Genomic DNA, 24,227 nt, shown 5'->3' with positions numbered 1-24,227 from the left:
TTTATCACTATGAATCCAAATCCAGAGGTCTTGAGGATACACCGGAGAAGGTGGCAAGATTTAACCGCGAGATCGCTTCCTTTGAGAAGCACTGGCCGGAGATCCTCCGTGACGGAGATCCTTACTATAATCCGAATCTTACACTGGAGAGCCAGGATTTTTCTCTGAAGCGGATATAGGAGGTTATATTTTGGAAAAGAAAAAAATCTGGAAGGATGAGAGAGTTCAGGCAGGGGTTCTTGTCCTGGCAGCATTTCTGCTCCTGACTGCATGGGCGTTTATGCAGCCCCTGGGGGCAGGCCCCGATGAAAAAATGCGCTACATGGTGGCACAGTATCTTCATGAGCATCCGGGAAAGCTGCCTCTTGGAGATGAGCCAACCATCCGTGATGCGACATGGGGGATTTCCTATGCCTATTATCCGATCCTTTCCTATATGGTATCTGCTGTATTTATGGGGATCGCAGGTTTGTTCCATGCATCTGCAGACGGATTACTCCATGCGGCGAGGATGGCAGATGTGCTCTTTGTGACTGGAGCGGTATATTTTGTGGTGAAAGCATCCGGAAAGCTTTTTCCGAAAGAGGGAAGATGGCTGTTTGCCGCACTGGCAGGCTTTATGCCGCAGGCATTGTTTCTGGGAACTTATGTAAACACGGATTCCCTGGCGCTTTTATCCATGGCGATGATCCTGTATTCCTGGTCCTGTTATCTGGAAGCGAGAGACTGGAGCTTCAGAAATTCGATCCTTCTGGCTGTTGGAATGGCAGTCTGTGCACTGTCCTACTATAATGCCTACGGATGGATCTTATGCAGCTTTCTGTTTTTTTGCCTGACAGTCCTTCTGTGCAGGGAAGAGCCGGTAAAACAGAGAGTTGCATTTCTGTTCCGGAGAGGGATCGTGATCGCGGCAGTAACCCTTGCTTTATGCGGCTGGTGGTTTATACGAAATGCCGTTCTCTATGACGGAGATCTTATCGGAAGAAAAGCCTGTGCACAGTGTGCGGAAAAATATGCGGCTGTTGATTACAGACCGTCCAGATACCCTACACCGGAGAAGCTGAACTGGTCATGGAAGGATATCCTTCTGTATCAGGACCCGGGCTGGCAGCATAACTGGCTGCTGACAGTTCTGGTAAGCTTTATCGGAACCTTTGGCCTGATGCAGATCTATATGCCTTATAGTGTGAGCAAGGCATATTTCCTGTTCTTTGGAATGGGTGGGATCGGTATTTTGACCATGCTGGGAATATTTTATCCGAAGAAACGTACTGTGGTAAAAGAACGAAAAGCAGCAGGAAGTGAAAAGCTGAAGATAAAAACAATAACCGTGTACGATAAATGGGACAGAAAAGGGATCTTTCATCTGCTGCTGATCCTTCTGATCCTGATCCCTGTGGGTCTGTTTATGTATTATGTATATTATAGTGACAACCAGGCACAGGGACGTTATATCATGCCGGCACTGTATCCGGCCATGTATTTTGTGACAGCCGGCTGGAATCGTCTGCTTGAGCGTTTTGTAAAAAAGGAAAATATCAGAATGTGGATATACCGGGTCCTGACAGCACTTCTGGCTGCTTCGCCGTTTTTATGCTATATCTTCCTGGTAGTTCCGTTTTATGGCTGACACCCCGATGGGTGAGATGGCAGAAAAAAATCCCTTCTATGTATCCGGATATGACCGGTACATAGGAGGGATTTTTTAATTCTGAAGTATATCCGCCTGGGAACCAAGATCAGGAACGGATGATCCGGATCATGCGCCACAGCAGAAGGATCAGGAGCAGGATGCCCACACCGCCAATGGCAAAATACGGGATCTGGGATCTGGATTCGGAATAAGCTTTTGCAGAATCCATGTTTTCATCATTTTCCAGTACATCGGAGGAGCTTTCCTGGGAGGGATCCTCGACAACTGCAGTTCCCACCTGAGTTCCGCCAAAGGAATAGGTGCGTAAGATCTGACCATCAGATTCCGTATCTTCTGTAGTCAGGTCGTCTGCGGTCGCACCGGATGGAACCATTACAGTGCCGCCGGACAGGATGTGAAAATCATCCTCGCTGAGATCCAGAAGCTGGAAATTGGAAAAACCGTAATCCAGAAGTGAGATTGCTTCGTTGGCTGTCTGACCGGTCGCTCCGTTCATGACTACTGCGATCAGAGTAGTACCGTTTCGCTGTGCAGCTGTGACAAGAACGCTTCCGGAAGCAGTGGTGGTACTTTCACGACCGCCGATACATCCTTCATAATAGGAAGCGGATGCAGGATCTGTCATGGTAAAAGAGCTTGTCAGGTTACGGGTACCGCCGGAAATATTGGTAGCCGGGATCGTATAGGAGGTGGCTCCGGAGATGGTGCGGAAGCTGTCATTACGGATAGCCGCCTGCATGATCAGAGCCAGATCATGTGCTGTGGTATGCTGGTTGTCATCCGGGAGACCGGTAGGATTGGTAAATACCGTATTGGTGCATCCAAGTTCTCGGGCACGGTCGTTCATTTTCTGGACAAAGGCATCCACAGATCCGCCAATCTGTTCTGCGACCTGGAGAGCAATGTCATTGGCAGAGGCCAGCATCAGAGCGTAAAGGCACTGCTCCATGGTAAATACCTCTCCGAGCTGTGAGGAAATATGAGCGCCTCCGTCTGTAACACCGGATACACCGGTTTCTGTCATGGTAACCTGATCGTCAAGCTGGCTGTTCTCCAGTGCCAGAAGACAGGTCATGATCTTAACTGCGCCGGCCGGAGAAAGCGTGGTGTCCATATCCTTGGCATAGAGGATCGTATCGGAAGTATCTTCCATGATCACGGCAGATGCGGAAGTGATCTCAGGCCCCTGAGGCCATCCGCTGATCCCATTGGTGGTAACACCGGAGGATACAGCAACAGCGGTTTCTTCTGTGGCGAAAACTGGAGTCTGGAACACCATGGAAGCGGAGATCCCAATAGCCAGAAGCGCTGTGGTTATTCTTGATTTTTTCATGATAAATGGTACTCCTGTATAAAAAATAATTCTTATGTAAGCAATACATACGTAAGTTCAGTATAACACATTTCCTCTCTTCCTTGCAAAAAAAATGATGGAATGGTAAAATATGTTCATCAAACTGTTACTGAGAACAGAGTGAACAGTAACATCAAACTGAGTAATACGGAGATAATATATGAGTAAAGATGATTCTACAGGAAAGATCCAATGGGACAGACTTATAAAGAAGCTTTCCCCCTATACAGTACAGAAGGGCTTAAGATACCTGAAGCATTATGGCCTGAAAGAGTTCTGGATCCGGCTTCATGAGCGTTTTGAACCGGAAGAGGTTCCTTACGGACCATGGTATGAGGCATACAGACCTGACGAGGAAACACTGGAGAAGCAGCGGAAACGCAAATTTCCGGATGGGCCGTTGATCAGCATTGTGGTACCTGCATATCTGACACCGGAGCGTTTTTTAAGACAGATGCTGGACTCTCTCCTTGCACAGACATATGAGAACTGGGAGCTGTGTCTGGCAAACGGAAGCCCGGAGGATCCAGACATGCAGACTGTGCTGAGATCCTATGCAGAGATGGACAGGAGGATCCGCTATCAGGATCTGAAAGAGAATCTTGGCATTGCAGAAAATACAAACGCGGCTTTTGCCATGGCAGAGGGTGATTTTATCGCATTTCTGGATCATGATGATCTGCTGGCACCTAATGCATTGTATGAGATCGCGGCGGCACTGGAGGAGCATCCAGAGGCGGATGTGATCTATACAGATGAGGATAAGGTCACGACAGATCTTTCTGAACATTTTCAGCCCCATCTGAAACCGGACTTTAACCTGGATCTTTTAAGATCCAATAATTATATCTGCCATTTTCTGGTGGTAAGACGTTCCGTAGTGCAGACAGTGGGCGGATTCCGCCGGGAATTTGACGGCGCCCAGGATTATGATTTCATTTTCCGCTGTGTGGAGCAGGCCAGGGAAGTGGTCCATGTACCGGAGATCCTTTATCACTGGAGGACCCATAAATCCTCCACAGCAGATAATCCGGCAAGCAAGATGTATGCTTTTGAAGCCGGCAGACGTGCCATTGAGGGGAATCTCAAACGGACCGGAACTCCGGGAACCGTGGAGCATACTCCGGATTTTGGATTTTACCGTGTGAAGTATCCGGTGCAGGGAGAACCTCTGGTTTCTGTTATCATTCCGAACCGTGAGGAGAAAGAAACGCTTCAGGCCTGCGTGGAATCCATTTTTGAAAAAACTGCCTACAAAAATTACGAGATCATCATTGTGGAGAATAACAGCAGCTCCGAAGAGATCTTCCGGTATTACAGAAAGCTTTCGGAGGATCCCAGGGTCCATCTGATCCGCTGGAAAAAAGGCTTCAACTATTCTGCCATCAACAATTTCGGGGTGCGCCATGCCAAAGGAGATTACCTGCTTTTTCTGAATAATGACGTAAAGGTCATCGATCCGGACTGGATGTCAGAGATGCTGAGCGTGTGCCAGCGTAAGGAAACAGGTGCAGTTGGCGTCAAGCTGATCTATCCGGATAACACCATTCAGCATGCAGGCTGCGTGGTGGGAATGGGCGGAATTGCCGGGAACATGTTTGTGAATATGCCGGCAGAGCGTACCGGATATCTCCATAAGGCTTCTCTTCTGCAGGATATGAGCTGTGTGACTGCAGCATGTATGATGATGAAGAAGGAAGTTTTTCTGGAGGCAGGAGGCTTTACGGAAGAGCTTGCAGTTGCGTTTAATGATGTGGATCTCTGTCTGAAGGTGCGAAGCCACGGCCATCTGATCGTCTATGATCCGTATGTGAAGCTCTATCATTACGAATCCAAGTCAAGAGGCACTGAGGACAGCGAGGAAAAGGTCCGCCGTTTCCAGACGGAGATCGAATACATGCGCTGTCACTGGCTGGATATCCTGAAAAAAGGAGATCCATACTATAACAAAAATCTTTCTTTAACCAAATGGAATTATTCCCTGAAGCCCCTTCCGGGAATGGGAAAGAAGAAGGGATAAAGCAATGCAGGAAGTAACAGTAGTCATACCAAACTTTAACGGAATGGCATATCTGGATGGTGTTCTTTCCAGTCTTGAAAGACAGACTATCCGTAATTTTGAGGTTATACTAGTGGATAATGGTTCCACTGATGGCAGCTGTGCATTTGTTTCAGCGGAATATCCATGGGTACACATGATACAGCTTCCGGAGAATTACGGCTTCAGCAGAGCCGTCAATGAAGGGATCCATGCGGCACGTTCCCCATATGTGCTGCTTCTGAACAATGATACGGAAGCGGAACCGGATTTCCTGGAGGAGATGGTTGCTGCCCTGCGCAGACATAAGAAGGCATTTTCCTGTCAGGCAAAGATGATCCAGCTTCATGACAGGGACAAGATGGATGATGCCGGAAATTATTACTGTGCCCTTGGCTGGGCTTTTGCTAGGGGAAAAGGCAAGGATATCCGCCATTATGACCGAGAGCAGAAGATTTTTTCCACCTGTGCGGGAGCTGCGATCTACCGGAAGAAATTTATTGACAGGATTGGAGATTTTGATGAGGAGCATTTTGCTTATCTGGAAGATCTGGATATCGGCTATCGTGCCAGGATCTGCGGTTATCAGAACTGGTATGCTCCAAAAGCGAAGGTTTATCATGTAGGAAGCGGCACCAGCGGCTCCAGATATAATCAGTTCAAGATCCGGTATTCTTCCAGAAACAATATTTATCTTATCTATAAGAATATGCCGTTTTTCCAGATCGTGCTGAACCTTCCGTTTTTTCTGGTGGGATTCGGTGCGAAGATCCTGTTTTTTGCGTCCAAGGGATTCGGACGTGAGTACCTTGCAGGCATCAAAAACGGCTTTCAGATCAGCCGCAAAAACAAAAAAGTCAGATTTTCCATGAGGAATCTTCCGCGTTATATACAGCTCCAGTTTGAACTCTGGATCAACATTTTTAGGCGTTTTGCCGGTTAAGACATCATATTTTCACAGAATTTTTATATTTCGGAGGGAAGATTTTATTGCTTTTGAGTTTCATCTATTATAAGATAAAAGCAATGAACTTAAATGAGGTGGCGGAAATTGATTAAAGACAACCAGAAAAATTTCAGTCGTCTCCATATGCTGATCGATGTATTTGTGATCGCGGCCTCCTATGCCCTGGCCTGGTTGATCCGTTTTCAGGGAATTTTTGAACATTCGGCGGTCCAGTCCAAGACCGTCCAGGAATATATGTTTATGCTGATATTCATTATTCCGGGATATTTACTTCTTTATCAGGCCTTTGATCTTTATACACCGATGCGAATGCAGGGGCGTCGTCTCGTACTTGCCGGAATTGTGAAGGCAAATGCGTTAGGGCTCCTTATCATCATGTTTGCACTTTACAATTTTAAAGAGCTGGACTATTCCCGTCTTACTCTGGTTTCTTTCTGTGTGATCAATATCGTCCTGGAATGGTTTGTGCGTATGGTCATATTTTACATTCTCCGGGATATGCGCAAAAAAGGAATGAACCAGAAACAGGTGCTGCTGGTAGGATACAGCCGTGCTGCCGAGGAATATGTAGACAGGATCCTGCAGAATCCGCAATGGGGATACGTGATCAGGGGCATACTGGATGACAATGTGCCGGCAGGCACTACTTATAAGGGCGTTAAGGTGATCGGTCGAATCGCCAATCTGATGATCATCCTTCCATCCAGTCGTCTGGATGAGATAGCCATTACCCTGGGCTTAAGTGAGTATTATCGTCTGGAAGAGATCGTTGCACTCTGTGAAAAATCCGGCGTGCACACAAAATTTATTCCGGATTATAATAATATTATTCCGACCAAACCATATACAGAAGATATTCTCGGGCTTCCGGTGATCAATATCCGGTATGTGCCCCTGAGCAACACGTTTAATGCACTGATCAAGAGATCTATGGATATTGCAGGCGCGATCGTTGCGATCATTGTGTCCTCACCAGTGATGCTAGTGTTGTGTATGCTGATCAAGCTGACTTCGCCGGGACCGCTGATCTATAAGCAGGAACGTGTCGGGCTTCATAATCAGACTTTCCGGATGTATAAATTCCGTTCCATGGAGATCCAGAAAGAATCAGAAGAAAAAAAGGCGTGGACAGTAAAGAACGATCCAAGAGTTACCGGAATCGGTAAATTTATGCGTCATACCAGTCTGGATGAGCTTCCACAGCTTTTTAACATTCTGAAGGGTGAGATGAGTCTTGTGGGACCAAGACCGGAGCGGCCGTTTTTTGTAGAAAAGTTTAGGGAGGAGATACCACGTTATATGGTCAAGCATCAGGTGCGGCCGGGTCTTACCGGGTGGGCACAGGTAAATGGCTATCGTGGAGATACTTCTATCAGAAAAAGGATAGAGTGTGATCTGTATTATATCGAAAACTGGTCTGTGGGATTTGATATAAAGATCATGTTTCTTACCATATTCAAAGGATTTATTAATAAGAACGCATACTAAAAAGGGGAAAAGGAAAAGATGTCAAAACCTCGGAAAAAAAGCAAGAAGATTTTATTTATCCTGGAGATCGTCGTACTGCTCCTGTTTATCGGAGGTCTGTTCGTTTATGGTCAGATCTCAGCCAAACTGGATAAGATCGACATCCAGGAAACAGATCTTGCAGACCAGGATATTGTAACCAATGATCAGGCACCGCAGATGACGGGATATACCACCTATGCACTGTTCGGACTGGACCACAGAAGCAAGAATGAGAAGCTGAATACAGAGAACAGTGATACCATCATCATTGCGAGTATCAACAATGATACAAAGGCAGTCAAACTTGTGTCTGTCTATAGAGATACCCTTCTCAATGTAAAGGATGATACCTATTCCAAAGCCAATTCGGCATATGCATTTGGCGGACCGACCAACGCGGTTTCCATGCTGAATACGAATCTGGATCTGAATATCACAGATTATGTTGCCATTGATTTTAATGCGCTGGTAACTGTGGTAGACTGCCTCGGAGGATTGGACATCCCTCTTTCCTATGCGGAGATCGTTCATATGAACAATTACTGTGTGGAGACATCAGAGGAAACCGGAAAGAGTTACACACCGATCGAACTGCCGGATCCGAAGCCGGAGGATGAGGAAGCGATCGTAGATACCTATCATCTTAATGGTGTACAGGCTACCTCCTACTGCCGTATCCGTTATACTGCAAGTCTTGATATGGGACGTACCGAGAGACAGAGACGAGTGATCCAGATGATCGTAGATAAGGCGAAAAAGGCAGGACTTTCCACTATCTTTGATATTATGGATCAGGTATTCCCGATGGTCAAAACTTCTGTTTCCAAAACAGAGATCCTGAAGATGATCCCGGCTATGATCGGCTATAGTATTGATGAAACTACAGGCTTCCCCAATGATTATAAATTTGCTCAGGTAAAGGGCAGCATTATCGTACCTACCACACTGGAATCCAATGTTCTGAAGATGCATCAGTTTCTGTATGGAGACACCAGTTACACTCCGACGCAGGATGTACTCAACAGAAGTGCCCAGATCACAAATATCGCAGGCGGAGGCGACGTGCAGGACACTGCACCTGCGGTGACAGATACACCGAATGACGCAACGGATGATTCGTACACGTGGCAGGGAGATACATCCACAGATTACAGCAGTACGGACACAAGTGATGATGCTGATTACAGCACAGACACAGATTATGATTCGGATTACTCCGGAGACGATTACAGCACAGATACGGATTATTCCGGAGACGATTACAGCACAGATACGGACTATTCCGGAGGCGATTCCGATACGGATTATAACGATTATACCGACGGAGAAGATTATTCGGAGAATGAATAAAACATCAAAATAAGCAACCAGCAGAAGGGACCATCCAGTAACGGGTGGTCCTTTCTGGACAGGAGACAAATATGAAAACATTAAAAACAGACGTGATCATCCCGGCATACCGTCCGGGAGAAGAATTTGAAAAACTGCTGGAAAGACTCAGCGCACAGAAATATCCTATCAATAAGATCCTTGTCATGAATACAGAAAAGAAATTCTGGAAAGAGACCTGGGAACAGGAATATCCGCTTGTGGAAGTCCGGCATCTTACAAAAGAAGAATTTGACCATGGCGGTACCAGAAGGCAGGCGGCAGAGCTTTCGGATGCGGAGATCCTTGTATTTATGACACAGGATGCAATGCCGGCAGACAGGGAACTGATCGGAGCACTGGTAGGAGCTCTTGCAGAGAATCCACAGGCAGGAGCCGCTTATGCGCGTCAGCTTCCAAAAAAGGACTGCAGATTTCTGGAAAAATATACCCGTTCCTTTAATTATCCGGAACAGTCCTGTCTGAAAACGGAAAAAGATGTACAGACCTACGGGATCAAAACCTATTTCTGCTCCAACGTTTGTGCTGCTTATGATCACAGGATCTATGATGAGATTGGTGGATTTCCGGAGCATGCTATTTTTAATGAAGATATGATCTATGCAGGCTGGATGGTAAAAAAAGGCTATGGAGTTGCCTATGTATCAGAAGCGCGTGTATATCATTCTCACAATTATACCTGTATGCAGCAGTTCCACAGGAATTTTGATCTGGGAGTTTCCCAGGCGGAGCATCCGGAGGTTTTTGAGGGTGTGCCATCTGAAGGTGAGGGCATCCGACTGGTAAAAAAAAGCATGGCATATCTTCTGAAAACAGGCCACATATGGCTGATCCCCGGACTGTTTTTGCAAAGTGTCTCCAAATACGCCGGATATTTTCTCGGAAAACGATACAAAAAGCTCCCTGAAAAAATGATCCGATCCTGCACCATGAATCCGGAATACTGGAAAAAGAACAAATAAGAGCAGGTCACGGTTTTTTAAAAGAGATATCACAGTTTAAACACAATTCCCTGTTAAACTGTCTTTTATAAGAGAAATAAATGTTACTGAGAACGGAGTGAGCAGTAACAGATACATGCATCAGATAACATAGAAGGGAGCACCAGAGGCATGAGTGAAGAGAATAAATGGGGGACAGGCTTGCCGGATGAGGATAAGAATGCTTCGGCAGAACAGAAACCGCTGACGCATCCTTATTCTGAGGGACGCAGGATGCAGGAGAGCGGACAGGACAGTTATGCAGGTGCCGGACAGAGTGAAGGCACTTCGCAGGAGAAACCAAAATACGGACATTATGAGGTGCATCAGCCTCAGGCCGGTAATTATGCCGGTGGAAATATACCGCCCAAAAAGCCGCGGAAAAAGAGAGATTTTTCAGGCAACAACAGCTTTGGAAAGAAAGCAGCCACTGCGGTGGCACTGGCTGTGATCTTTGGGCTGGTAGCCGGAGTGGTTTTTCAGGGCGTGAATATTGCAGCAGATAAATACAGAGGAAATGACAGCAGTACAACAATCGGAAAGACAGAAACAGTTACCGGGACAGAGGACAGTACTGACAGTAGCTCTGCGGATTCTACTGTGAAGGATATTGTGGCAGAGAGTGGTACAGTGGCCGGTGTAGCCCAGGCAACCATGTCTTCTATCGTTGCCATTACATCTGTCAGTGTGCAGGAGATCCCAAGCTTTTTCGGATATGGAACGAGGCAGTATCAGAGTGCAGGAAGTGGTTCCGGTATTATTGTAGGAGAAAATGACAGCGAGCTTCTCATTGCGACTAACAACCATGTGGTATCTGGAGCGACTACACTTACTGTGTGCTTTGCAGGCAGTGATGTGGTAGGAGCGGAAGAAGAAACCCAGGCTATGGCAAGCAGCTCCGATGGAGATGCGGATGTGGATAACGCAGTTTCTGCCAAGATCAAAGGTACCGATGAAGAGAATGATCTGGCAGTGGTGGCAGTGGAGAAATCCGATATTCCGGATGAGACCATGGATGAGATCAAGATCGCACAGATGGGAAGCTCGGACGATCTTGTAGTCGGTGAGCAGGTGGTTGCCATTGGCAATGCACTGGGCTATGGACAGTCAGTTACCTCCGGATGGATAAGTGCCCTTAACAGAAGCATCGGTACAGAGGACGGAGAAGCCAGCGGACTGATCCAGACTGATGCAGCGATCAATCCCGGAAACAGTGGCGGTGCACTTCTGAACATGAACGGTGAAGTGATCGGTATCAATGCGGCCAAGTATGCAGACAGTCAGGTGGAAGGCATGGGATATGCCATTCCGATCTCCAAGGCAGAGCCGATCCTGGAAGAACTGATGAACCGCGAAACCAGAGATAAGGTGGAAGATTCTTCCAAGGTAGGATATATGGGAGTCAAGGCTGCCGATCTTACAACAGAAGCCATCCAGATGTATAATATGCCGGCAGGTGCTTTTATTACTGAGGTAACGGAAGGCGGCGCAGCAGATAATGCAGGGATCAAAAAAGGCGATATCATTGTGAAGCTGGATGGACAGAAGGTAAGCGGCAAGGATGACCTTGTTGATAAGCTGCAGTATTATGAGGCAGGAGAAACCATCGAAGTGGTGATCTCCAGAGCGAACAGCGGAGAGTACAAGGAACAGACGGTTGAAGTGACCCTCGGAAGCAAACCCTCTTCTGACAAATAAAAGAAAATACAGGATAACCATTTATAAACCGGGGAGCTGCATAAGAACATGCAGCTCCCCGGTTTATAAAAACTTAATTTGATACAGCCGGATTATGTGCTATAATATGCATAATAAAAACCAGAAAGGAAATGTTATGGCAGATCAGTTTGATAATAATAAAGACAATGACCAGGAGCAGAAATACGAGAAATTCTGTTTTTTATGTCGCAGACCGGAGAGTCAGGCAGGGAAGATGATCGACCTTCCTAATCATATACATATCTGTGCGGATTGCATGCAGAAAAGCTTTGATACTATGAACACCCAGATGAACAATGGAAATTATTCCGATCTTTTTAACATGCCGAATGTGAGCATGATCGATCTCAGCAGTTTCCAGAATCCCGGAAACCAGGCGAAGAAGATCAAGAAAAAATCAGAGACTCCGAAGCCGGTGATCGATCTCAAAGATATTCCTGCACCACATAAGATCAAAGCAACTCTGGATGAATATGTGATCGGACAGGAATATGCCAAGAAGGTAATGTCTGTAGGTGTATACAACCATTATAAAAGAGTTGCCACAGATACCATGGATGATATTGAGATCGAGAAATCCAATATGCTGATGATCGGACCTACAGGCTGCGGTAAGACTTATCTGGTGAAGATGCTTGCCAGACTTCTTCAGGTACCGCTTGCCATTGCAGATGCCACATCTCTTACAGAGGCTGGTTATATCGGTGATGATATCGAGAGCGTAGTATCCAAGCTCCTTGCGGCTGCAGATAATGATGTGGAGAAGGCAGAGCACGGGATCATTTTCATCGATGAGATCGATAAGATCGCAAAGAAGAAGAATACCAACCAGAGAGATGTCAGCGGAGAGGCTGTCCAGCAGGGACTTCTGAAACTTCTGGAGGGAAGTGAAGTGGAAGTTCCGGTGGGTGCTACCAGCAAGAATGCCATGGTACCTATGGTGACTGTAAATACAAGGAACATTCTGTTTATCTGTGGCGGTGCGTTCCCGGATCTTGAGAATATCATCAAAGAAAGACTGAATAAACAGGCGTCTATCGGATTTTATGCAGATCTGAAGGACAAATATGATGATGATCCGCATGTGCTGGAGAAAGTAACGGTAGATGATCTCCGTGCATTTGGAATGATTCCGGAATTTATCGGTCGTCTTCCGATCATCTTTACCCTGAACGGGCTGACGGAAGATATGCTTGTGAAGATCCTCAAGGAGCCGAAGAACGCCATTCTGAAACAGTACAAGAAGCTTTTGGCACTGGATGAAGTAAAACTGGAGTTTGAGGACGGTGCCTTACATGCCATTGCCCGTAAGGCATTGGAACGCCATACAGGAGCCAGAGCTCTCCGGGCTATCCTGGAGGAATATATGCTGGATATCATGTATGAGATCCCGAAGGACGACAATATCGGTGAGGTCGTGATCACAGAGGGATACATTCAGGGCAACGGAGGTCCGAAGATCCTTATGCGTGGACAGGAGATCCCGGCACTGGAAGGATAAGAAACAAGAAGATTCTTTAATATATAAAGGAGCGTGACAGATATGGCAAAAAGCAGTTTTTGGGATGATCTGGGAAACACACTGACAAGAAAGGCAAAGGGCTTAAGTTCCAGAGCAGAGAATCTCTATGAGATCCAGAAGATCCGTAACAAGCTCTCTGCACAGGAGCGTATGACCGAAAAGCTGATGATGGATATCGGAAAGATGATCTATACACGTTATGAGCAGGGAGAAGCCGTTGACGGTGAGACGGGAGCTATCTGCGAGGAAATCAGCCAGCACATGCTGGAGGCGGATCACTACAGAGATGCGATCGCTGCCAGTAAAGGGGAGAAGTTCTGCCCGGCCTGCCATAAGGCGGTGATGCGGGAGGCCAGCTTCTGTCCGTATTGCGGAGCGGCGTGTCCTACAGCGGAGCTGGAAGAGAAAGCTGCCGATGTGATCGAGCAGGCAGATGAGGAGCTTGAAGAGGCTGCTGAGGCAGAGGTGACAGAAGTACCGGAGACAGAAGCGGAAGAAAACGCAGAAGCTACAGAAGCGGCAGCAGATCCGGAAGAGACAGTAGAAGCGTCAGAAGTAGTAGAAACAGAAGAAGCTACAGAAGTGGCAGCAAAAACCGCAGAAGCGTCAGAAACAGAAACATCAGGATCAGATCCGGAATTGGAAGAGGAAAGAACGGAAGTGGGATCTGCAGAAACAGAGGAGCCTGCGGCTGATCCGGAAAATACAGAAACAATAGAAGAAAAAACAGAATAACCATAAGCATATAAGGCAGGCTTTCCCCAGTGGGAGCCTGCCTGAATATTATGCAGACCACAGAAATAAGGAGGGGGAATAATGTTGTGGAATTTACTGACGGCGGGAATCTTTGGTACGGACTATTATATAAAGAAGAAAATCAACACATCGGAAAAGAAAGATCTGAAGGAAAAGTGCCTGGGAGGCAGGCTGATCGTAAGAAACTGCCATAATCACGGGATGATGCTTGGAATATTAAAAAACAAAGATAAAGAATTCCTGAGAGATCTTGCATCTATGGTGCTGGGCGGTGCGATCTGGGAGTATATACGTACTTCCGGAGAAAAAGGCACACGCATATCCAAGCTTGGGCTTTCCATGATCCTGGGCGGCGGTCTGAATAATTATACGGAACGTCGCAGAAAGGGATACGTCACGGATTATGTGAGCCTGAATGTGGAAAATCCGAAGCTTAAGAAGGTCGTATTTAATATTTCGGATCTTTTCATATTTACAGGTGCGCTTCTCTGGGGCGGGAGCGAGATCTTTTCTGAAAAAGAAAAATAAATAAAAAAACAGAAGTGCCGGTGTTGGGCGCTTCTGTTTTTTTGATTTTGGATAAAATAAAAAAGAATGCAGGAAATGGGACTTGAACCCACACGATCTTGCGACCACAGGCACCTGAAGCCTGCGCGTCTGCCAATTCCGCCATTCCTGCATTTTTTCAACCGGCTTGCTTTGCTTTGTTTGCTCCGCTCGTCGACTGCTCACTTATAATAACTCAGGAATTGGATAATGTCAATAGAAAAATTCAAAAAAATTAAAAAAATTCAAAAAAAATATTTTGAGTTAGTTTTATACATTTTTTTTGCATATGGTGTTGAAAAATGACGATTCCTGTGATACAATCTTGAAGATTTAGGATAAAATAAGAGAACAAAGAAAGGGAGATTGTATGAAAGCATTTCTGATATTGGAAGATGGCCATGTATTTACAGGAACCAGCATTGGTTCTGCAAGGGAAGTCATCAGTGAAATTGTCTTTAACACTTCCATGACCGGTTATCTGGAAGTAATGACAGATCCTTCTTACGCAGGACAGGCGGTGTGTATGACATATCCGCTGATCGGAAACTACGGAATCTGTTATGATGACCAGGAATCAAGGAAGCCGTGGATTGACGGATTTATTGTACGCGAATTATCACGAGTTCCCAGCAACTTCAGAAGCGTAGACACCATTCAGCATTTTCTGAGCAAAAACGACATTCCGGGAATCGCAGGAATTGATACCAGAGCACTGACTAAGATCCTTCGTGAGAAGGGAACCATGAACGGAATGATCACAGTTGACGAGAACTATGACCTGGATACAATCATCCCCAGATTAAAAGCATATACAACAGGAAAAGTGGTAGAGAAGGTTTCCTGCCGCGAAAAGGAAGTGCTTAAGGGGAACGGACCGAAGGTTGCCCTTCTTGATCTGGGCGCCAAGAAAAACATTGCACGCTCACTGAATGAGAGAGGATGCCAGGTTACTATTTACCCGGCTCTGACATCCGCAGAAGAGATCCTTGGAGACAATCCGGACGGCATCATGCTCAGCAACGGCCCTGGAGATCCGAAGGAATGTACTTCTATTATTAAAGAAATCAAAAAACTCTATGACTCTGATGTGCCGATCTTTGCAATCTGCCTTGGACATCAGCTTATGGCTCTTGCAACGGGCGGAGATACCCATAAGATGAAATATGGTCACAGAGGCGGAAATCATCCGGTTAAAGACCTTGAGACAGGAAGAGTATATATTTCCTCCCAGAACCATGGCTACGTTGTAGACGCAGAGGGTCTTGAGGAGAAAAATATCGCACATCCTGCATTTGTAAACGTCAACGACGGAACAAACGAGGGTATGGCATATAACGGAAAGAACATCTTTACTGTACAGTTCCATCCGGAAGCATGCCCTGGACCACAGGATTCCAGTTACCTTTTTGACAGATTCATGAAGATGATGGGAGGAGAGAAATAATGCCAAGGAATAAGGACATAAAAAAAGTACTTGTAATCGGCTCAGGCCCGATCATAATCGGCCAGGCAGCAGAGTTTGACTATGCAGGAACCCAGGCATGCCGCTCCCTGAAGGAAGAGGGCATGGAGGTTGTACTTTTAAACTCCAATCCTGCTACCATCATGACAGATAAAGACATCGCAGACAGAGTTTACATCGAGCCTCTGACTGTTGAAGTCGTAGAGCAGCTGATCCTCAAAGAGAAACCGGACAGTGTACTTCCTACACTGGGCGGACAGGCAGGTCTGAACCTTGCCATGGAGCTTGAGGAAAAGGGCTTCCTGAAAGAGCACAATGTACGTCTCATCGGTACCACAGCAGCTACGATCCGTAAAGCTGAGGACCGTCAGGAATTTAAGGATACAATGGAAAAGATCGGCGAGCCGGTTGCAGCATCCAAGGTCGTAACAACTGTAGAAGACGGTGTTGCGTTTACTCAGACTATCGGTTATCCGGTTGTTCTCCGTCCTGCATATACACTTGGCGGAAGCGGCGGCGGTATCGCGCATAATGAGCCGGAGCTTCGTGAGATCCTTGAGAATGGTCTCCGTCTTTCCCGTGTAGGCGAGGTTCTTGTAGAGAGATGTATCGCCGGATGGAAAGAGATCGAGTACGAGGTAATGCGAGACAGCGCAGGAAACTGCATCACAGTCTGCAACATGGAGAACATTGACCCGGTTGGTGTCCATACCGGTGACTCCATCGTAGTTGCTCCTTCCCAGACCTTAGGAGATAAAGAGTATCAGATGCTCCGTACATCTGCACTTAACATCATCACAGAGCTTGGCATCACAGGTGGATGTAACGTACAGTACGCTCTTCATCCGGAGAGCTTTGAGTACTGCGTTATCGAGGTTAACCCTCGTGTAAGCCGTTCCTCCGCACTTGCAAGTAAGGCTACCGGTTATCCGATCGCCAAGGTTGCAGCCAAGATCGCACTGGGCTACACACTGGATGAGATCCCGAACGCCATCACTGGCAAAACATACGCAAGTTTCGAGCCGATGCTGGACTACTGTGTCGTTAAGATCCCGCGTCTGCCGTTTGATAAATTCATCACAGCAAAACGTACACTGACCACACAGATGAAAGCTACCGGTGAGGTTATGAGTATCTGCCATAACTTCGAGGGCGCTTTAATGAAGGCTATCCGTTCCCTGGAGCAGCATGTAGACAGTCTGATGTCCTATGATTTCTCACATCTTTCTGATGAAGAACTGATGGACGAACTGAACATTGTGGATGACCGCCGTATCTGGAAGATTGCAGAAGCCCTGAGACGAAATGTTTCCCAGGAGAAGCTTCATGATATCACAAAGATCGACATCTGGTTCATCGATAAGCTGGCTATCCTTGTTGAGATGGAGCAGGCTCTGAAAACTCAGAAGCTGGACAAAGACCTTCTTCTGGAAGCAAAACGTCTGGAGTTCCCGGACTACATCATCGCAGACCTGACAGGAAAGACAGAAGCGGAGATCAAAGACCTGCGTAAAGAGTACGGCATCCGTGCAGCATACAAGATGGTTGATACCTGTGCAGCAGAGTTTGCGGCAGCGACACCATATTACTATTCTGTATACGGCGATGAGCAGACAGAGAATGAAGCTGTAGAAACAAAAGATAAGAAAAAGATCCTGGTACTTGGTTCCGGCCCGATCCGTATCGGTCAGGGTATCGAGTTCGACTTCTGCTCTGTACACTGTACATGGGCATTTGCGAAAGAAGGATATGAGACGATCATCATCAACAATAACCCGGAGACAGTAAGTACAGACTTCGATATTGCAGATAAGCTGTATTTTGAGCCGCTGACACCGGAAGATGTTGAGAATGTTGTAAATATCGAGAAACCGGACGGAGCTGTGGTTCAGTTCGGTGGACAGACAGCCATCAAGCTTACAGAGGCACTGATCAAGATGGGCGTTAAGATCCTCGGAACATCTGCTGAGAACGTAGATGCTGCAGAGGATAGAGAGCTCTTTGATGCCATCCTTGAGAAATGTGAGATCCCGAGACCGAAGGGACATACCGTATTCACAGCAGAAGAGGCGAAAAAAGCAGCCAATGAGCTGGGTTATCCTGTACTTGTCCGCCCGTCCTATGTACTTGGAGGACAGGGAATGCGTATCGCTGTCAGCGATGAGGACGTGGAAGAGTACATCGGAATCATCAACCAGATCGCACAGGAGCATCCGATCCTTGTTGATAAATACCTGATGGGTAAAGAGATCGAGGTCGATGCAGTATGCGACGGTGAGGACATCCTGATCCCTGGAATCATGGAGCACATCGAGCGTGCAGGTATCCACTCCGGAGACAGTATTTCTGTATATCCGGCACAGACCATCAGCCAGAAAGCAAAAGATACCATCGCCGAATACACACGTCGTCTTGCACAGGCACTTCATGTTATCGGTATGATCAATATTCAGTTCATCGTTGTAGGCGAGGATGTATATGTCATCGAGGTTAACCCGCGTTCCAGCCGTACAGTACCGTACATCAGCAAGGTAACAGGAATCCCGATCGTTCCGCTTGCAACAAGAGTTATCCTTGGACATAAGATCAAAGAGCTTGGTTACACACCGGGACTTCAGAAAGAAGCAGAGTACTTCGCAATCAAGATGCCGGTATTCTCCTTCGAGAAGATCAGAGGCGCAGATATCAGCCTTGGACCGGAGATGAAATCCACAGGTGAGTGCCTTGGTATTGCTAAGACCTTCAACGAGGCTCTTTACAAAGCATTCATCGGGGCAGGAATCCGTCTTCCGAAACACAAACAGATGATCATCACTGTTAAGGATGAGGATAAAGAGGATATCATCCCGATCGCAAAACGCTTCGAGGCTCAGGGATACCGTATCTTCGCAACAAGAGGTACAGCAAATGTCCTGACTGAGAACGGAATCAAGGTAACACGTACCAACAAGCTGGAGCAGCCGTCTCCGAACCTGATGGACCTGATCCTTGGCCACAAGATCGATGTTGTTATCGACACACCGCCACAGGGTGTTGAGCATCAGAAAGATGGTTTCGTGATCCGTCGTAATGCCATCGAGACAGGTGTCAATGTGCTTACAAGCCTTGATACTGCAGAGGCTCTGGTCACAAGTCTTGAGAATACAGACCTGAACCACCTGACTCTGGTAGATATCGCCACCATCGACAATCGATAATAAATTGTAAATTTTGCGAAATAAAAAATTAAAAGTTTACGAATTGTCAAATATGTAATATACTGATAAGGACGGGGCCGTCGTTCACATACCGGCCCTGTCCTTATCTTGCTTTTAGAAAGGAGTTAACATGATTTTTATAGAATTACTGAAGGTTATCCTTCTCGGTATTGTGGAGGGAATCACCGAGTGGCTTCCGATCAGCAGTACCGGACATATGATCCTTGTGGATGAGTTTATCAAGCTGAATGTATCCGAGGCATTTATGGAATTTTTCCTGGTGGTGATCCAGCTTGGCGCGATCCTGGCAGTTGTTGTACTGTACTGGAACAAGCTGTGGCCTTTTTACATAAGAAAAATCCCGAAGAAAACACAGATGGCACTGCGTAAACAGCCGGCAGTACCCAGAACTGTCCTTACTTTTGTAGAAAAATACTGTGATAAGGATAAGTGGATCCTCTGGTTTAAGATCCTGGTAGCATGTCTGCCGACGATCATCATCGCTCTTCCTTTTAATGACATTATTGAAAAGAAATTTTACAACTATGTGGTCGTTGCCATCATGCTGATCGTTTATGGTGTGCTTTTTATCGTTATCGAGAACTACAACAAACGCCGCAGACCAACCTGCATCAGACTGGATGAGCTTTCCTTTAAGACAGCGCTGATCATCGGCTGCTTCCAGGTGCTTTCCGTGATTCCGGGAACATCCCGTTCCGGATCTACCATTATCGGAGGAATCCTTGCAGGAACATCCCGTACAGTTGCAGCAGAATTTACCTTTTTCCTGGCAATTCCGGTTATGTTCGGAGCAAGTCTTCTGAAACTGGTCAAATTCGGTTTTGCCTTCAGCTCCACAGAGCTGATCATCCTGATCGTAGGTGTTGTGGTATCCTTTGTGGTATCTATTCTTGCCATCAAATTCCTGATGGGATATATCAAGAAACACGATTTTAAAGTATTCGGCTGGTACAGGATCATCCTTGGTATCCTGGTACTCGGATACTTCGTTGGAAAAACATTTTTAGCATAAAACTGCAATCTGGAGGTAATCATTATGAAATATAAGAAGCTTTTGATCGTACTGACAGCAGTGACGGCGCTTGGTATTGCCGGCTGTGGAAAATCATCAAAGGAAACAGCAGAGGTGACACCAACACCGGTTCCTACAGCCGCACCTACGGCTGCACCGGCTACATCCACACCGCTTCCTACATCTACACCTGCACCGAAGCTGATCGGTGTAAAGACCAGTACTGCAAAATTTGTTTATCTTACCAACAGCACGAAGGGAGAGATCCGTGAGATCTATCTCCGCGCGGCAGGAGGGGAAGAATGGGGCAAAAGTCTTGTTCCTGCAGAAGCTACCATCAAAGATGCGGAGCAGGTGCAGATGTATTACACCCCGGATTCTGCAAGAGATGCCATCTATGATATGAAGATCGTAGACGGAGACGGAAATGCCTATGAGATCTACAGTGTACAGCTGAGCGATATGGAAAAGGCAAAACTGATGATCGATAACGGAGAAGCATACCTGACCTATACAAGCCTCAGTGACAAGAGTGAGAAGAGCACTATTGGCAATGTGGAAACGGATAACAGTGAGGCGGACAGCAGTGATTCCGCAGACAGCACAGATGCTTCAGATCTGACAGACAGTTCTTCCGGTATCACGGATACTTCTTCCGACAGCAGCGATGGAAGCTATGACAACAGTGATGATGGAAGCTATGATAACAGTGATGACGGAAGCTATGACAGCAGTAATGACGGAAGCTACGACAACAGCGATGACGGAAGCTACGACAACAGCAGTGATGATGGAAACTATGACAGCAGTGATGATAGCGGCGACTATGTAGATGACAGCGGCAACAGCGGAAGCGGTGACGATTCTCTTGACAACAGTACAGATACAGATGACAGCGGAGACGGAGAGATTGTCTGGGATGATAACGGAGACTGGTCAGAGGAATAAACCGGGATCCTGTAAACAGAGGGAAACATGGAACAGACATTTCTTGAAAAACTGAAACGAGTAAAACCTGGGGATCTGCTTCACATCATCAAGTTTATCCTGGCATTTCCCATTGCGGTGGTCTACAGACTTTTTCGCAGGGATCTTTGGCTTCTCTGTGATACAGAGAATGAATGCCGGGATAACGGATTCTGGCTGTACAAATATCTGAGAGAAAATACCAGTGAGGATGCAGTGTACGCCATCAATAGAAAATCTCCGGATTATGCCCGGGTAAAAGATCTGGGACCTGTGATCCAGTATGGAAGCTTCCGCCACTGGATCTACTATCTGGCTGCATCAAAAAATATCAGCTCCCAGAAAATGGGAAAACCAAACGCAGCCATCTGCTATGTGCTGGAGGTTTACGGAATCCTACGGAACAAGCGGGCGTTCCTGCAGCATGGGATCATTACGGCAGATCTTAGTTTTCTGTATTATCCCCATACAAAAATGAGCCTTTTTGTTACCAGTACCTATGATGAGTGGAAATATGTCAATGACCGGTACGGATATCCGGAAGGCTATGTGCAGGAGCTGGGACTGTGTCGTTTTGACCAGCTTCATGATATGAAGGTAAAAAAGAACCAGATCCTGATCATGCCGACCTGGCGTATGTATATCCGCAATGAGATCTCAGCCTCTGATCACGAGCTGGAAGCACAGAAATTCATGGAAACCGATTATTACCGGTACTGGGATGCACTTCTCAAGGATGAGAGACTGATCCGCTATATTGAGGAGAATGATCTTCAGATCATCTTTTATCCGCACAGGGAAATGCATCGGTTCCTGAAATATTTTCATGTGGATCATCCGAATATCACAGTGGCGTCCTGGCCTGAGTACGATGTGCAGACACTTCTTAAAGAGTCCGCAGTGCTGGTGACAGATTTTTCCAGTGTGGCCATGGACTTTGCCTACATGAAAAAGCCACTGGTCTACTACCAGTTTGACAATGAAAAATTCCGGCAAAGTCATCATCAGATCGGGTATTTTGATTTCCGGAAAGATGGCTTCGGTCCGGTATGTGTAACGGAACAGGAAGTAACGGACTGGCTGATCCGCCTGCATAAGCAGGGATTTGCCAATGAAGAGATCTATCTGGAAAGACACGGAAAATATTTTGATCTGTGGGATACAAAGAACTGTGAAAGAAATTACAAAGCAATCAAAGAAATGTAACAGGTGGTGAAAAATTGCAGCAGTTAATGGAAGCTCCGGCGGAGATCAAGGTAAAAACCAGGAAATTTTCGCTGACAAAAGGAACCATAAAGATCAGTTTTGAGCTGGAAGGATCCAGAGGAAGAATCCGTTCCCTGAAGCTGAAACAGCGAAATGCAGTGCTGGATACAAGTTTTCCTTTTGAAATGCAGACAGCAAAAAAAGGAAATACAATCGTGTATCATGCACAGATCAATGTAGATCAGTATCCGATGGAAACCGCATTCTGGGATGTGGTGGCATCTGTGGATAAAGAAGGAAAAGGAAATTATGAGGATGCGATCCTGGGAGGCTTAAGTTCAAAACTTAAACTTAAGCTGATCCTTTTTCCAAGATGGACCAGAACCGGGGATGGGCATATGGTTTATCCCTTTGTCAACGGAGCAAGGCAGTTTACCATTCAATACCGGAAATATGATCCGAAATATGACAGCTATGCATTTATAGCAAAAGAATTTCTTGCATTATTCTGCTATTTTATCCTGAAACCTTACTGGGATCATAAGAAATTATGGCTGATCTGCGAGAAATACTGTACAATGGCACAGGACAACGGCCTCTATTTTTTCCGGTACTGTATGGAGCATGCACCGGAGAAGGACAGAAGTCGGATTTTTTATGTAATAGATAAAAAATGTCCGGATTATCAGGCTGTAAAAGAGTATGATGCCAATGTGATCCAGTTCATGTCATTTAAGTACATGATCTATCTCAGCGCTGCCCGGTATCTGATATCCACCGATGCGATCCGGCATTTTTATATCTGGGATTCGCCCAACAGCATCTACAAGGTTCTGTATCAGGCACGGAAGAACATCGTATTTCTCCAGCATGGAGTGATGGGCTTCAAGCAATGCCACAGGACCTTCCACAAAGGCGGAGGCAATCAGATGGCACTGTTTGTGGTGTCTTCGGGCTATGAACAGAAGATCATCCATGATTATTTCGGATACGATAATGAAGAGATCATCATCACTGGTCTGGCCAGATGGGATGTGCTGGAGGACAAGTCGGATCCGGCTCATAAAGAGATCCTGCTGATGCCTACATGGAGAAGCTGGCTGGAGGATATCAGCGAGGAGCAGTTTAAAAAAAGTGAATACTATCAGCGTTATAAAGCATTTCTGCAGGATGAGAGGCTTAAGACTCTTCTGGAAAAGGAAAATATCACGCTGAACTTTTATATCCATCCGAAATTCCGGGAACATATCCGGAGCTTTCAGATGGAAGACAGGCATATCCGGCTGATCCCATTTGGGACCATGCCGCTGAATCAGCTTCTGATGAGCTGCCATATGCTGATCACCGATTATTCTTCTGTTTCCTGGGATGTCTACTATCAGGAAAAACCGGTGGTATTTTATCCCTTTGATCTGGAAACCTATGAGAAAGTCCAGGGAAGCTATATGGACTACAAAAAAGATGTTTTCGGAGATCTGGCATGGGATCAGAACCAGCTGGTAGACCTTATCGGAGAATATGCGAGGAACGGATTCCGTGAAAAACCGGAATTTTCAGGAAGAAGAGATGAGCTTCTTCCCTACAGGGACAATGACAACAGCAAACGAATCTATGAATATATAGCCAATGCTCAAATACCGGACAAACTGAAAAGAAGGCTGAAAGAGAAAAAATTTTAATGTAAGGATACAAAAGGAGCAATATGAACAGGGAGTATGAATTTTCAGTAGTTGTTTTTGCAAAAGATACCGCAAAGCTTTACAGAACCTTTAAAAATGTACGTGAGGTCACACCGGAAGGAACGGTACAGATCCTTGCAGTATGCATTGCAGGAGATATGGATATTCCTGATGAACGGGACATGCGGGAGCTGGAGGAAGCCGGAGAAAAGGAGAAAGAGCTCAAGGACGAAGAGCTGGATAAGAT

Annotated in this window: 18 protein-coding genes and 1 tRNA gene; 17 read left to right on the top strand and 2 right to left on the bottom strand. The window is 46.2% G+C overall.

Annotated features, from left to right (window positions below):
* Window positions 1-190 precede the first annotated feature (190 nt).
* Window positions 191-1,630, top strand: a complete 1,440-nt coding sequence (locus ABCM67_RS14890; protein WP_288866261.1) for a DUF2142 domain-containing protein — start codon at window positions 191-193, stop codon at window positions 1,628-1,630.
* Window positions 1,631-1,739: 109 nt separating this feature from the next.
* On the opposite strand, the gene ABCM67_RS14885 is transcribed toward ABCM67_RS14890, so the two are convergent.
* Window positions 1,740-2,987 carry a D-alanyl-D-alanine carboxypeptidase family protein gene (locus ABCM67_RS14885; RefSeq protein ID WP_147602828.1) on the bottom strand — a complete coding sequence of 416 codons (1,248 nt, stop codon included), beginning with the start codon at window positions 2,985-2,987 and terminating at the stop codon, window positions 1,740-1,742.
* Window positions 2,988-3,168: 181 nt separating this feature from the next.
* Between ABCM67_RS14885 and ABCM67_RS14880 the strand changes: the two genes are divergently transcribed.
* The 9 genes from ABCM67_RS14880 to ABCM67_RS14840 all read left to right on the top strand — a co-directional run bounded on the left by ABCM67_RS14880 (window position 3,169) and on the right by ABCM67_RS14840 (window position 14,416).
* Complete coding sequence (locus ABCM67_RS14880) at window positions 3,169-5,028, top strand: glycosyltransferase family 2 protein (RefSeq protein ID WP_147602829.1); 1,860 nt, start codon at window positions 3,169-3,171, stop codon at window positions 5,026-5,028.
* A 4-nt stretch (window positions 5,029-5,032) separates the two neighbouring features.
* Window positions 5,033-5,989, top strand: coding sequence for a glycosyltransferase family 2 protein (locus tag ABCM67_RS14875; protein WP_147602830.1), 957 nt, complete (start codon window positions 5,033-5,035; stop codon window positions 5,987-5,989).
* 108 nt (window positions 5,990-6,097) lie between these two features.
* On the top strand, window positions 6,098-7,501 hold the full coding sequence (locus ABCM67_RS14870; protein WP_022426969.1) for an undecaprenyl-phosphate glucose phosphotransferase: 1,404 nt from the start codon (window positions 6,098-6,100) through the stop codon (window positions 7,499-7,501).
* 18 nt (window positions 7,502-7,519) lie between these two features.
* Complete coding sequence (locus ABCM67_RS14865; RefSeq protein ID WP_342992959.1) at window positions 7,520-8,872, top strand: LCP family protein; 1,353 nt, start codon at window positions 7,520-7,522, stop codon at window positions 8,870-8,872.
* A gap of 71 nt (window positions 8,873-8,943) precedes the next feature.
* On the top strand, window positions 8,944-9,873 hold the full coding sequence (locus ABCM67_RS14860) for a glycosyltransferase family 2 protein (RefSeq protein ID WP_021651914.1): 930 nt from the start codon (window positions 8,944-8,946) through the stop codon (window positions 9,871-9,873).
* Between the two features lie 150 nt (window positions 9,874-10,023).
* A complete protein-coding gene (locus tag ABCM67_RS14855; protein ID WP_022426972.1) occupies window positions 10,024-11,589 on the top strand; it encodes a trypsin-like peptidase domain-containing protein in 1,566 nt (521 codons plus the stop codon).
* Between the two features lie 136 nt (window positions 11,590-11,725).
* A complete protein-coding gene (clpX, locus tag ABCM67_RS14850) occupies window positions 11,726-13,111 on the top strand; it encodes an ATP-dependent Clp protease ATP-binding subunit ClpX (protein WP_022426973.1) in 1,386 nt (461 codons plus the stop codon).
* Window positions 13,112-13,153: 42 nt separating this feature from the next.
* Entirely contained in the window at window positions 13,154-13,867 is a 714-nt protein-coding gene (locus ABCM67_RS14845; protein WP_022426974.1) for a zinc ribbon domain-containing protein, read from the top strand.
* A gap of 81 nt (window positions 13,868-13,948) precedes the next feature.
* Window positions 13,949-14,416: a signal peptidase II gene (locus ABCM67_RS14840; RefSeq protein ID WP_144094782.1), complete on the top strand. Its 468-nt coding sequence runs from the start codon at window positions 13,949-13,951 to the stop codon at window positions 14,414-14,416.
* A 67-nt stretch (window positions 14,417-14,483) separates the two neighbouring features.
* On the opposite strand, the gene ABCM67_RS14835 is transcribed toward ABCM67_RS14840, so the two are convergent.
* A tRNA-Leu gene (locus ABCM67_RS14835) sits at window positions 14,484-14,567 on the bottom strand.
* Window positions 14,568-14,804: 237 nt separating this feature from the next.
* Between ABCM67_RS14835 and ABCM67_RS14830 the strand changes: the two genes are divergently transcribed.
* The 7 genes from ABCM67_RS14830 to ABCM67_RS14800 form a co-directional block, all read left to right on the top strand.
* Entirely contained in the window at window positions 14,805-15,881 is a 1,077-nt protein-coding gene (locus ABCM67_RS14830) for a carbamoyl phosphate synthase small subunit (protein WP_015527400.1), read from the top strand.
* On the top strand, window positions 15,881-19,096 hold the full coding sequence (gene carB, locus ABCM67_RS14825) for a carbamoyl-phosphate synthase large subunit (protein ID WP_021651919.1): 3,216 nt from the start codon (window positions 15,881-15,883) through the stop codon (window positions 19,094-19,096). Before ABCM67_RS14830 ends, carB begins: the two co-directional genes overlap by 1 nt.
* Window positions 19,097-19,226: 130 nt before the next feature.
* A complete protein-coding gene (locus ABCM67_RS14820) occupies window positions 19,227-20,129 on the top strand; it encodes an undecaprenyl-diphosphate phosphatase (protein ID WP_147602831.1) in 903 nt (300 codons plus the stop codon).
* Window positions 20,130-20,153: 24 nt separating this feature from the next.
* The gene (locus ABCM67_RS14815; RefSeq protein WP_022426081.1) at window positions 20,154-21,077 is read left to right on the top strand and encodes a hypothetical protein; all 924 of its coding nucleotides are present in this window, start codon (window positions 20,154-20,156) and stop codon (window positions 21,075-21,077) included.
* Window positions 21,078-21,104: 27 nt separating this feature from the next.
* Complete coding sequence (locus ABCM67_RS14810) at window positions 21,105-22,301, top strand: CDP-glycerol glycerophosphotransferase family protein (RefSeq protein WP_147602832.1); 1,197 nt, start codon at window positions 21,105-21,107, stop codon at window positions 22,299-22,301.
* 14 nt (window positions 22,302-22,315) lie between these two features.
* Complete coding sequence (locus tag ABCM67_RS14805; RefSeq protein WP_147602833.1) at window positions 22,316-23,980, top strand: CDP-glycerol glycerophosphotransferase family protein; 1,665 nt, start codon at window positions 22,316-22,318, stop codon at window positions 23,978-23,980.
* A 23-nt stretch (window positions 23,981-24,003) separates the two neighbouring features.
* Window positions 24,004-24,227: hypothetical protein (locus tag ABCM67_RS14800; protein ID WP_342992958.1), on the top strand; the 224-nt coding region annotated here is incomplete at its 3' end.

Origin of the sequence: Blautia sp. 2227st1_G12_2227SCRN_220401, assembly GCF_039062885.1 — a bacterium.
GTDB lineage: Bacteria > Bacillota > Clostridia > Lachnospirales > Lachnospiraceae > Blautia_A > Blautia_A fusiformis.
This window is presented reverse-complemented; position numbering and strand designations above follow the sequence as displayed.